This is a genomic window from Vibrio sp. WZ-1, assembly GCF_052037695.1.
Lineage (GTDB): Bacteria > Pseudomonadota > Gammaproteobacteria > Enterobacterales > Vibrionaceae > Vibrio.
This window is the reverse complement of sequence record NZ_JBQEQR010000052.1, coordinates 79,904-92,110: the sequence shown is the minus strand read 5'-3', so window position 1 is coordinate 92,110 and position 12,207 is coordinate 79,904. Positions and strand designations below refer to the sequence as shown.

At 44.3% G+C, this 12,207-nt stretch carries 9 protein-coding genes, 1 tRNA gene and 1 pseudogene; 4 read left to right on the top strand and 7 right to left on the bottom strand.

All coding sequences use genetic code 11. The features are described from left to right. Positions 1-567: 567 nt before the first annotated feature. The 5 genes and pseudogenes from ACTS60_RS04030 to ACTS60_RS04010 all read right to left on the bottom strand — a co-directional run bounded on the left by ACTS60_RS04030 (position 568) and on the right by ACTS60_RS04010 (position 4,087). Positions 568-1,821 (bottom strand): HD-GYP domain-containing protein, encoded by a 1,254-nt coding sequence (locus ACTS60_RS04030; RefSeq protein WP_440887223.1) that lies wholly within the window; start codon positions 1,819-1,821, stop codon positions 568-570. Between the two features lie 134 nt (positions 1,822-1,955). Continuing rightward, positions 1,956-2,600, bottom strand: a pseudogene (locus ACTS60_RS04025) (substrate-binding domain-containing protein); the annotation flags it as partial. A 400-nt stretch (positions 2,601-3,000) separates the two neighbouring features. Further along, positions 3,001-3,085, bottom strand: a tRNA-Leu gene (locus tag ACTS60_RS04020). Between the two features lie 177 nt (positions 3,086-3,262). Beyond that, on the bottom strand, positions 3,263-3,928 hold the full coding sequence (locus ACTS60_RS04015; RefSeq protein WP_440887222.1) for an SDR family NAD(P)-dependent oxidoreductase: 666 nt from the start codon (positions 3,926-3,928) through the stop codon (positions 3,263-3,265). Between the two features lie 36 nt (positions 3,929-3,964). Beyond that, a complete protein-coding gene (locus tag ACTS60_RS04010) occupies positions 3,965-4,087 on the bottom strand; it encodes a hypothetical protein (RefSeq protein WP_440887221.1) in 123 nt (40 codons plus the stop codon). An 86-nt stretch (positions 4,088-4,173) separates the two neighbouring features. Between ACTS60_RS04010 and ACTS60_RS04005 the strand changes: the two genes are divergently transcribed. Then, positions 4,174-4,653 carry an RDD family protein gene (locus ACTS60_RS04005; protein ID WP_010450380.1) on the top strand — a complete coding sequence of 160 codons (480 nt, stop codon included), beginning with the start codon at positions 4,174-4,176 and terminating at the stop codon, positions 4,651-4,653. A gap of 73 nt (positions 4,654-4,726) precedes the next feature. On the opposite strand, the gene lptG is transcribed toward ACTS60_RS04005, so the two are convergent. Next, entirely contained in the window at positions 4,727-5,797 is a 1,071-nt protein-coding gene (gene lptG / locus ACTS60_RS04000) for an LPS export ABC transporter permease LptG (RefSeq protein WP_440887220.1), read from the bottom strand. A 3-nt stretch (positions 5,798-5,800) separates the two neighbouring features. Continuing rightward, positions 5,801-6,901 (bottom strand): LPS export ABC transporter permease LptF, encoded by a 1,101-nt coding sequence (gene lptF, locus ACTS60_RS03995; RefSeq protein WP_088880352.1) that lies wholly within the window; start codon positions 6,899-6,901, stop codon positions 5,801-5,803. 200 nt (positions 6,902-7,101) lie between these two features. On the opposite strand from lptF, the gene pepA reads away from it, so the two are divergent. The 3 genes from pepA to ACTS60_RS03980 all read left to right on the top strand — a co-directional run bounded on the left by pepA (position 7,102) and on the right by ACTS60_RS03980 (position 12,128). Then, positions 7,102-8,610: a leucyl aminopeptidase gene (pepA, locus tag ACTS60_RS03990; RefSeq protein WP_010450385.1), complete on the top strand. Its 1,509-nt coding sequence runs from the start codon at positions 7,102-7,104 to the stop codon at positions 8,608-8,610. Between the two features lie 115 nt (positions 8,611-8,725). Then, a complete protein-coding gene (locus ACTS60_RS03985; RefSeq protein ID WP_440887225.1) occupies positions 8,726-9,175 on the top strand; it encodes a DNA polymerase III subunit chi in 450 nt (149 codons plus the stop codon). Positions 9,176-9,269: 94 nt separating this feature from the next. After that, positions 9,270-12,128 carry a valine--tRNA ligase gene (locus ACTS60_RS03980; RefSeq protein WP_138954321.1) on the top strand — a complete coding sequence of 953 codons (2,859 nt, stop codon included), beginning with the start codon at positions 9,270-9,272 and terminating at the stop codon, positions 12,126-12,128. Positions 12,129-12,207: the final 79 nt, after the last annotated feature.

The following is a 12,207-nucleotide window of genomic DNA, read 5'->3' as shown; positions in this document are numbered from 1 at the left end:
TGCCGCCAGCGTTCAATCTGAGCCATGATCAAACTCTTCAATTTAAGATTTTGTTCGGCTCAATGAATACTGACTTCAAAACTACTAATGTAATTTTAAAGCTATTATCGTTCCAACAGAACGATAATGAATTGACTGTGCCAAGTCTTGCGACTTGATTGGTCACTCAGTTCATTGAAACCTAATTTGAAACCGAAGTTTCTAATTGGATTATCATCAACGAGTGCCCACACAGATTGATAGGTCTATATTGTTAAAGAGCTTGCTTTATGAGAGATTTTTCTCTCAAAGCGGAGGTGGATTCTAAAGAGATAATCGAAAGTGTCAAACACTTTTTTAATTTATTTTCTCAGAAGTAATTTACCTCTTCGACCCTGCTGAAGCCTTATCGCGTCTGCCGTGTCGATGGATGCGCATTATAGAGAAGCGGACTTTTTTGGCAATAGCAAAAGCGTATTTTTTTCTAAAAAAAACGCCAACTGGATGGTTTTTACCCAAGCTAAATATTACCCCAAGAAACACCCCACCTTTTGTACACCTTACCCACAATTTTCTGTGGATAAGTACTTAGTCGTCACTATCGAAGAAATATGAAATACGAGATCTTGGGTTAAGGTACTCTTTAATTTTGTCAGGTAACTTCGATGGATGAATTGCATTAACGATTTTTAAGTCTTTAGCAGCCAAGTCTATTATAGGTGCTTGCGTTCTTGGTACTTCGGGATCATAGATAAGCACATTCGGACAGAGTAAGTTCGAGCTATTAACCGAGATAACTAACCCCACCATGTTGTTAGAGAGTTGAACTACTGTACCTGGTGGGAAAACCCCCATGAACTTAATTAAGATATTCAAGTTCTCATTATCATAGAGGTGCTTACAATTCTTATAAAGATGAGAAAGTGCGGTATAGGGAATCTTTTGCTCTGATGTAATCGGATTATGACACAAATTGTCAAACGCATTCGCAACAGATACAACCTGAGTGTAAGGGTCGATTGCGTTGCCTTTTAGTCCTTCAGGATAACCTGAACCATCGGCTACCTCATGGTGTTGTGCTATGACACGCTTCGCGCTTTCCGGAAACGCCGCTATATTCTTAGCTAGGTCAACGCCATATTTGGTATGTAGCTTTAAATAATTACTCTCTGGCTCTGTCAACGCTGTTTGCTTTCTCAAAATAGCAGTTGGTATTTTGATTTTACCCATATCATGGAAAAGCGCAGCAAAAGAAAGCTCTTTTAACTGTTTAGCATCGAAACCTTTTGCTTTACCAATCATCATTGAGATAACAGCAACGTTAAGAGAGTGGAAGTAAATATCTTCAAACTCATTTTTGCCATTCATTAGGTGCAACGTTACGTTATCATCGCACATCAACTTCTCGACAATATCATCCACTAATAGTACAGCTTCATCGACAGCATCTATCGGCCGATTACGAATTTTCGTCATCACTGAGCGCATTCGTGCTAGCGAGCGTTCAAATTCCTTTTCACATTGGATGACTCTACGACGATAAGCACTCAGCTTTTCTATTCGCTTTTGCTTTTCTTGCCATAGTTTTTTCGTTTCCTCATCAATAGAGGCATCGTTCACCACTGCTTGTTCTTGACCATAATTGGCAGGAAGGGGCTCGGAGTCACTTTGTGTGACGTTAAGATACACAAACTTTACGCCTAAATGACGAATCATTTCGACTTGCTCTTGGTCTTTGATCTTAAAACTATTAAGGAGAAATGGATGCTCATTCCACTTTAACGGAAGGCGTATATGAAGCCCTGGTTGAATACGATCCACTGTAATTTTGATACTAGCCACTTTTAAAACAACGAATTAACCTAACTAGGATTTTTAATAGTAGTGGATTTTGTAAATTAAATCATCAATAGCCAACGTTGATTAGAGCGCTTTATGTAAGAAAATATCTATATAAGTGCGCTATCCGCTTGTCTTTATTTAAGTTCACCAGAAAAGTGGTAACAACGCGTTTTAGTTTGTTGTGTGATTTGAGTCATAAGGGTCTGTACTGCAGAGCGTGCCATTTCGCTAATAGGAAAATGAACTGCTGATACTGGTGGGTACAAACCTGCACAAAGATCTACACTATCAAAACTCACTAACGAAATTTGATCCGGAACTTTTATCCCTTCTTTATTCAAGTATTGCATAGCACCGAAGGTCATTTCCTCACTACAAGAAAACACCGCCGTCATATCAGGGTAGCGGTGGAGAAGCTGTTCCATTGCATCAAAGCCACTTTGACGACCATAGCTTCCTTCTGCGTACCAGCTTTCATCAACGCTTATACCAGCATTTTTCATTGCATTTATATAGCCAAATCTACGTAATAAATTGTTGTGGCGATTTGAAGGACCAGATATACAACCAATCTTTCTATGTCCTAGCCTCAATAGATGTTCAGTGGCAACTTGGCTTGCATTCGCATGATCGTACGTAACGCACCTATCCTTCAAACCATCGATTTGACGATCTAAAAGTACAAAGGGGGTCGGTAATTTAGCAAGTTCACGCAAGTCATCATCAGAAAGATAACGGCTGTGCAGCACATATCCATCACAACGCAAATCGTTGAAACGCATAAATCCCCAACGCCCTTCCAACACACTGCAAAACCACCTATCTCAAACAACTTTCGACTATCCATCAAAACGATCAGTTGCCTCATAAAACCAAAATCCCATAGAACCGTAAAGTCACCATGGTTCTGTTAGCTCAGAGCCCTTGTTAATACTGGCTTGCGAGATGGCAGCTTTTAGCATTTGTCGGATTTACTAGGATTCCCATGCGCACAGAATCGTCATGCGATGAACCATATATGGACCATGGGAGAAATTTTAAGACGGATAAAGGGAGTAAAATGGAGCGAGAAAAGCGTTGATAACAAGAAAGGCAAACTGAGGTAAGCGCCTGAAAATTCGAACATTTTCAAACACCTAAAACGACGAAAGGCCGCTATAAAAGCGACCTTTCTATATATGGTACCGGTGGGCGGACTTGAACCGCCACGCCCGAAGGCAACGGATTTTGAATCCGTCGTGTATACCAATTTCACCACACCGGCATCTCTGGGCTATCGCCCTTTGATGGTTGGCATTATACGGAAGCTTTTGACCTGCGCAAGCAGAAAAACCTTAAATAACTATCGTTTGCTGATAATTTCGCCACAAAGTGTGACAAAGGAGATCTCATCTTAGCTCAGTCTACCGTTTCACTTCATTGTAATAACAACCATTACGCCCTATAAACGGTTAACGGTAATATCCGAAACGTAACCATTACCAATATTAGACAGCGCACCGTGAATCATTCTCGCCGCATCACCTGCACTCATAAAACTGCTCGTATCTAATGATTTACCACTCGTTTCCCAAAACTCGGTTGCCATACCACCAGGATACACAGCAATAATCTTCATTGGTTTGCCTTTTAACTCCATGCGAACGGATTCAATCAAGCCTTTAACTGCCCACTTCACCGCACAGTAAGTCGATTCTTGTTCCTTTGGTTGTTGTGCCGCTGTCGACATCACCATCACAACATTTACGGGCTGATCTTGATAACGCTTTACCAACTCTCTGAGGACATGAATTGCTGAGGTGAGATTGTTTTCAATCAGCTTTTGAATCTCTTGCGGGTCTTGCTCGGCTAACAAACCAAAATAACCACTTCCCGCACAATGAATCAGAGTTGAAGGCACTTGAGGCAACTCATCAAATAAATTCTCGACTTGAGATGCATTGATAAGATCGCAACTTCGCACCTGAGCTTTACTCGAGAGGTGTTGAGCAAGCGTATTTAACTTCTCTTCACTGCGACCCGTTAACAGTGTTTTTTCGCCTTGGGCATCATACAACTTAGCTAGCTGCGCACCTAAACCACTGCTCGCGCCTGTAATTACGATCATCTTGTACCTCTATCACGTCATTCGTAATCTTGTGTTCTAAGCAAGGTAACCCATGTTTGATGCTTTCACAGATTGCATGATAGGAAGTTTGAACTCGGTTACTTTGTTGGATAGTTGATTAGCGATAGAGTCGTATTCAAGCTTGTGATTTGCCCACAATTAGAGACTCTGTGCGTTAGCTCTCTTTTCACAAGCTAATGGAATCTATATTCTGACGCACAATTTTAAAGGTAAGTGATGGAATTATGACTACTTCTACAACTCTTCCACCAGCGGGCTTTTTCCGTCGACTCGCAGCGTTGTTTTACGACACGCTGATCATCCTAGCGATTGAGATGATGGCTGCAGGCGTGGTAATGGCGATTGTTTTTGCGCTTAACGCAGCAGGTTTACTGAGTTATGGGGAATATGTGGATGCAGCAGACATGCTAGGAAAGCATCCAGTATTAAGCCCACTGTTCACACTGTATCTTGCAGTGGTGTGGATCTACTTCTTTGTGTTCTTCTGGACTCGTGCGGGGCAAACCTTAGGTATGCGAGCTTGGAAGATACAAGTACGTAATAGCAAAGATGGTGCACCCATTACTGTAACACAGGCTCTTATTCGTATAGCGACATCTGGCTTTGGTTTGGCTAACCTAACGGTACCAATTGACCCTCAAAAACGTGGCTTCCACGATATTTGGGCAAAAACTGAAGTCGTGGTCTTGCCTAAAGCAAAATAGCTTAGTGGCAAAAGTAGAATAGAAAAAAGGAAGGCACGGTGCCTTCCTTTTTATGTTTATCGCTTTTGAAAACCTACAGTTTTCTTCTTAGCAAAGATACCGCTATGGCTAGGAACACCAAGCTTGGTGCTAATGCGCCGAATACTGGCGGAATGCCGTATACCAAGGTAAGCGGTCCAAAGAACTCACTGGATATATAGAAGGTAAAACCAGCAACCACACCCGAGAGTACTCGTGCACCCATGGTCACGCTACGCAGTGGCCCGAATACAAATGATAGTGCCATTAACATCATTACGGCGATAGAAAGTGGCTGAGATAACTTACGCCAAAACGCCAGTTCATAACGCGAAGCATCTTGCTCGGAAGCTTTCAAATACGTCACGTAATCATACAAACCGCTTAGAGAAAGCTCTTCAGGTTTCACCGTTACTACCGCCAGTTTGTCTGGCGCCAATGAGGTGTGCCATTCCATCTGTTCTACATCGCGCTTGGTAATAACATCTTTGTTTTCCATATCCGTAATTTGCACATTACGCATCAGCCAATTATTGTCTTGTTGATAATCGACTTCTTCTGAAAAGATAACTTTTTCTAGATTCTTATCGTCATCAAAGCGCCACATATTCAAACCATACAGTTTGTCATCTTCAACTTTACCTATAAAGATGAAGTCATTGGCATCGCGCGCCCATACCCCTGCCCGAACAGAGACAATACTGCCGCCAGACAACGCAAACGCACGTAGATCACGTGCCATTTTTTGCGCTTCAGGAGCGCCCCATTGTCCTAACGTCATCACGATTAACATAAGTGGCACAGCGGTTTTAAGCACAGATAAACCGATATCCAACTTAGAAAAACCCGCCGCTTGCATAACCACAAGTTCAGAGCTTGATGCCAGCATGCCTAAACCAATCAATGCACCTAATAACGCTGCCATTGGGAAGAACATTTCGATATCACGAGGGATACTCAACAATACAAAGTAAAGTGCATGCATTAAGTCATAGGCACCGCGCCCTACTTTACGCAACTGCTCTACGTATTTGATGATGCCCGACAAGCCGACGAAGGTCGCTAAAACCAAGGCTGTGGTAGAGATAATCGTTCTACCGATGTAAAGGTCTAAAAGTTTAAACACAGCTTACGCGAGCCTCTTCTTGCGAAATTTATCTTTCATTCTACGAGCAGGAACACTGTCCATCATGTTTGCCAAGATGGCGACCACTAGTAACATTCCATTGATTGGCCACATGCCGATAGCGGCAGGTATCGCACCATCTTCGAGTGCTGACTTGGTAGCACTAATAGCAAGAAAGTAAGCCAAGTAAATCAAGATAGCCGGTCCCATTTTAGCAAAGCGTCCTTGACGAGGATTCACCGCGGACAACGGGATGACTAACATAGTCAGCAGTGGAATACATACGAACAATGAAATGCGCCATTGCAGCTCAGCCTGAGCTTCTGGATCCGGGTGGCCAATCAAATCCACGGTTGGATAGGCTTCCCAGTCTCGCCCTTTCTGCTTCACTTCGCGTTGCCCAATCAAACCTTCATACTGATCGAACTTGGTGACCATGTACTCAACACGAGTTGGTACGCCTTCATAGCGAGTACCTTCATGCATGGTGATGATCTGACGGCCATCAGACAGCTCTTTCACCTCACCTGAAGATGAAAACATCACGCTTGGCAGGATGGAATCTCGCGGGCGCATCTGTGCCACAAACACATTACTGAGTTTGCTGTTTTTGATGTCATCAATGAATACTACTGAAGAGCCGTCTGGCGTACCTTGGAACTGGCCTTTCTTTAATAGATCGACACTGTTTTCTGCAGCGACTTGCTCATACAGCTGTTCAACTCGATCTTGAGACCAAGGCGATAGCCATAACGCATTGAACGCAGCAACGCCTGACGTAATGATCGCCAAATATAGTGCGGCTTGTACCAAGAACTTATTCCCGATACCCGTCGCATTCATTACCACGATTTCACTTTCCGCATATAAACGGCCAAAGGTGATCAATATGCCAATGTACAAACTCAATGGCAGCATCAAAAGCCCCATTGCCGGCATGTTTAATCCAACCACTGAGAAAATCAATCCAGCCGGAATATCCCCATCCGAAGCATCAGCTAGAACACTGATAAACTTCTGGCTCACAAACACCAAAAAAAGCACGAAGAAAATCGCAAATTGGCTCTTGAGTGTTTCGCGGATCAAATATCTAACAATAATCACGCTCAAATTACCTATACAAAACTTGTTTTTTTGGTCGAATCACTATAGTTTCCCGTTGAACCATTTATTTTTTTAAAAATTATAAACTAGATGTTAGCGCTTAAATCAGCTCTATTGGTAAGACCTGAGCTTAAATTCAACAAGTAAGCGATCATTATCTAACATTTAGAGCAATTTGTCTTCAGGATGTAGGAGTACGCATGGAGTTCAGTGTTAAAAGTGGCAGTCCAGAGAAACAACGTAGCGCATGTATCGTTGTTGGTGTGTTTGAACCACGTCGCCTTTCTCCAGTAGCCGAGCAACTTGATAAAATCAGTGACGGTTACATCAGTTCACTACTTCGCCGTGGTGATCTAGAGGGTAAACCTGGTCAGATGCTGCTGCTGCATCAAGTACCAGGTGTTTTGTCAGAGCGCGTTCTACTAGTAGGTTGTGGTAAAGAACGTGAACTAGGCGAGCGCCAGTACAAGGAAATCATTCAAAAGACGATCAGCACACTTAACGAAACAGGTTCTATGGAAGCAGTATGTTTCCTAACTGAACTGCACGTTAAAGGTCGCGATACGTACTGGAAAGTACGTCAAGCTGTTGAAGCGACTAAAGATGGTCTTTACACATTTAACCAGTTCAAGAGCGTTAAGCCGGAAACTCGTCGTCCACTACGTAAGTTAGTGTTCAACGTACCGACACGTCGTGAACTGAACCTAGGTGAGAAAGCGATCACTCACGGTCTAGCCATTTCTTCTGGTGTAAAAGCATCAAAAGATCTTGGCAACATGCCACCAAACGTTGCAAACCCAGCTTACCTTGCATCTCAAGCTCGTCGCCTTGCTGACGACTACGAAACAGTAACCACCAAGATCATTGGTGAACAAGAGATGGAAAAACTGGGCATGACATCTTACCTAGCAGTAGGTCGTGGTTCGAAGAACGAATCAATGATGTCTATCATCGAATACAAAGGCAACCCAGAGTCAGAAGCAAAACCTATCGTACTCGTTGGTAAAGGTCTAACGTTCGATTCAGGCGGTATCTCGCTAAAACCTGGTGAAGGCATGGATGAGATGAAGTACGACATGTGTGGTGCGGCATCTGTATTCGGTACAATGAAAGCGCTAGCGAAGCTAAACCTACCAATCAACGTTATTGGTGTTCTAGCTGGTTGTGAAAACATGCCAGGCAGCAACGCTTACCGTCCAGGTGACATCCTAACAACCATGTCAGGTCAAACCGTAGAAGTTCTGAACACGGATGCGGAAGGTCGTCTTGTTCTTTGTGACGCACTGACTTACGTAGAGCGTTTCGAACCAGACTGCGTAGTAGACGTTGCAACGCTAACTGGTGCTTGTGTTATCGCACTAGGCCACCATATCAGCGGCGTAATCTCTAACCACAACCCACTTTCTCATGAGCTAGTAAATGCTTCTGAGCAAGCGAGTGACCGTGCATGGCGTCTACCAATGGCAGACGAGTACCATGAGCAGCTGAAGAGCCCATTTGCTGATATGGCAAACATCGGTGGTCGTCCTGCTGGTACTATCACTGCGGGTTGCTTCCTGTCTAAGTTTGCTAAAAAGTACAACTGGGCACACGTCGATATCGCAGGTACTGCGTGGAAATCAGGCGCAGCGAAAGGCTCAACGGGCCGTCCTGTCTCAATGCTTGTCCAATTCCTTTTGAACCGCAGCGGCCAAGAGACAGAAGAGTAATTTCTGAACAACATCTAAAAGGGCCGCAAGGCCCTTTTTTATTACCTCGATTTTCTTGATTGAAAATCGGATTTAAGATGGTCTTAGGAAGAGACCAACGGCAAGTGAGAGAATGATGCAAACAGCAACCTTCTACATCATTAACGAAGAGAGCCCGCAAGCAACGGTGGCTGGCTTTGAAGAGTACATCGTGTTTTTGGCTCAGCACTTTGCTCGCCAAGGCGCAAAAGTGTACTTGAATTGCGAAGATAAACCGCACGCTGAACAACTCGCTGAAACCTTTTGGCAAATTGATGCAGATAAGTTCATGGCACATAATCTCGTAGGCGAAGGACCGAAATACGCCACCAATATTGAGATCGGCCATAATGGCGTAAAGCCGAATTGGAATCGTCAGTTAGTAATTAATTTGGCGGAAAATGAGACAACCTTTGCGAACAAGTTTGCTCAAGTGGTAGACTTCGTGCCTTGCGAAGAAAAAGCTAAACAGCTCGCAAGAGAAAGGTATAAAATTTACCGTCAGGCAGGTTATCAACTGCAAACGATCGAAATTCAATATCCTTAACGGTCAATCCTTATAGTTAAGCTCTCCACTCAGAGAGTTCACTTATAAAGATTGACTTAGATTCAACCATCAACGTATCCATTAAAAGAGCGCTATGGAAAAGACATACAACCCAACTTCAATCGAACAAGCTCTGTATCAGACTTGGGAAGAAAAAGGCTACTTCAAGCCACACGGTGACACTACCAAAGAAGCTTACAGCATCATGATCCCGCCACCGAACGTCACTGGTAGCCTACATATGGGCCACGCGTTCCAAGACACGATCATGGATACTCTTATCCGTTGTGAGCGCATGAAGGGCAAGAACACTCTTTGGCAAGTAGGTACTGACCACGCAGGTATCGCAACTCAGATGGTTGTTGAGCGTAAGATCGCTGCAGAAGAAGGCAAAACAAAACACGATTACGGTCGTGAAGCTTTCATCGACAAAATCTGGGAATGGAAAGGCGAATCTGGCGGTACTATCACTAAGCAGCTTCGTCGTCTTGGCGCATCTGTAGACTGGGATCGTGAGCGCTTTACGATGGACGATGGTCTATCAAACGCGGTTCAAGAAGTGTTCGTACGTCTATACGAAGACGACCTAATCTACCGCGGTAAGCGTCTAGTTAACTGGGATCCAAAGCTACACACAGCGATTTCAGATCTAGAAGTAGAGAACAAAGACACTAAAGGCAACATGTGGCATTTCCGCTACCCACTAGCGGATGGCGTTAAAACAGCAGATGGCAAAGACTACATCGTTGTTGCAACGACTCGTCCAGAAACCATGCTAGGCGATACTGGTGTTGCAGTTAACCCAGAAGATCCACGTTACAAAGATCTTATCGGTAAAGAAATCATCCTTCCACTAGTTGATCGTCGCATCCCAATCGTGGGCGATGAGCACGCAGATATGGAAAAAGGTACTGGCTGTGTGAAAATCACACCTGCGCACGACTTCAATGACTACGAAGTTGGTAAGCGCCACCAGCTACCAATGATCAACATTCTGACTTTCGACGCGAACATCCGTGACGCTTCTGAAGTATTCAACACCAACGGCGAAGCAAGCGACGCTTACAGCACTGAGCTACCAGCTAAGTACCACGGTATGGAGCGTTTCGCTGCTCGTAAAGCTATCGTTGCTGAATTCGACGAGCTAGGTCTACTTGAAGAAGTGAAAGATCACGATCTACAAGTTCCTTACGGCGACCGTGGTGGCGTGGTTATCGAACCAATGCTAACTGACCAATGGTACGTACGTACTGCACCTCTAGCGAAAACAGCGGTTGAAGCAGTAGAAAACGGCGACATCCAATTCGTTCCTAAGCAATACGAAAACATGTACTTCTCTTGGATGCGTGACGTTCAAGACTGGTGTATCTCTCGTCAGCTATGGTGGGGTCACCGCATCCCAGCTTGGTACGACAACCAAGGTAATGTTTACGTAGGTCGTGACGAAGAAGAAGTTCGTAAGAACAACAACCTAGAGTCAGTTATTGAACTTCACCAAGACGAAGACGTACTGGATACATGGTTCTCTTCTGCACTATGGACGTTCGGTACTCAAGGTTGGCCAGAGCAAACTGACGATCTGAAAGTATTCCACCCTTCAGACGTACTAGTGACTGGTTTCGACATCATCTTCTTCTGGGTTGCGCGCATGATCATGATGACCATGCACTTCGTGAAAGACGAAAACGGCAAACCACAAGTACCATTTAAAACGGTTTACGTTACTGGTCTAATCCGTGACGAAAACGGCGACAAGATGTCTAAGTCGAAAGGTAACGTACTTGACCCAATCGACATGATCGATGGTATCGACCTAGAGTCTCTAGTAGAGAAGCGTTGTGGCAACATGATGCAGCCTCAGCTAGCGAAGAAAATCGAGAAGAACACTCGTAAGACGTTTGAAAATGGTATCGAAGCATACGGTACAGACGCACTACGTTTCACTCTTGCAGCAATGGCATCAACAGGTCGCGATATCAACTGGGATATGAAGCGTCTTGAGGGTTACCGCAACTTCTGTAACAAACTATGGAACGCAAGCCGTTACGTAATGATGAACACAGAAGAGCAAGATTGTGGCTTCAACGGTGGTGAGATTGAATACTCACTAGCGGACAAGTGGATCGAGTCTCAGTTTGAACTAGCGGCGAAAGCGTTCAACAACCATATCGACAACTTCCGTCTAGATATGGCGTCTAACACGCTTTACGAATTCATCTGGAACCAATTCTGTGACTGGTACCTAGAGCTAACTAAACCAGTTCTATGGAAAGGTACAGAAGCGCAACAGCGTGGTACTCGCCGTACACTAATCACGGTTCTTGAGAAGACTCTACGTCTAGCTCACCCAGTGATTCCTTACATCACTGAAACTATCTGGCAAAGCATCAAGCCACTAGTTGAAGGTGTAGAAGGTGAGACAATCATGCTTCAAGCACTGCCTCAATTCGACGAAGCAAACTTCAACCAAGAAGCGCTAGACGATATTGAATGGGTGAAAGCGTTCATTACAAGTATCCGTAACCTACGTGCTGAATACGACATCAACCCAGGTAAGCCGCTTGACGTTATGCTGAAAGCTGCAAACGCAGAAGACGCAGCTCGTCTAGAAGCAAACAAACAAGTACTGATGTCTCTAGCGAAACTAGAATCTGTACGCGTACTTGCTGCTGACGAAGAAACGCCAGCGTGTGCGACAGCATTGGTTGCTAAGTCTGAGCTGATGATCCCAATGGCAGGTCTGATCGACAAAGATGCAGAGCTTGCTCGTCTAGATGGCGAAATCAAGAAGACTCACGGCGAAATCAAGCGTATCGAAGGCAAACTAGGTAACGAAGGCTTCGTAGCGAAAGCGCCTGAAGCGGTTGTTGCTAAAGAGCGTGAGAAGCTTGAAGGCTACAAAGAGACACTAGCTAAGCTAGAAGAGCAGAAGACAACGATCGCTGCACTTTAATCGCTAAAGGCTAGAATAAAAGAATCAAAGGGTTGGTGTGAAAGCATCAACCCTTTTTGCATTTTATCACTCGGAAAGC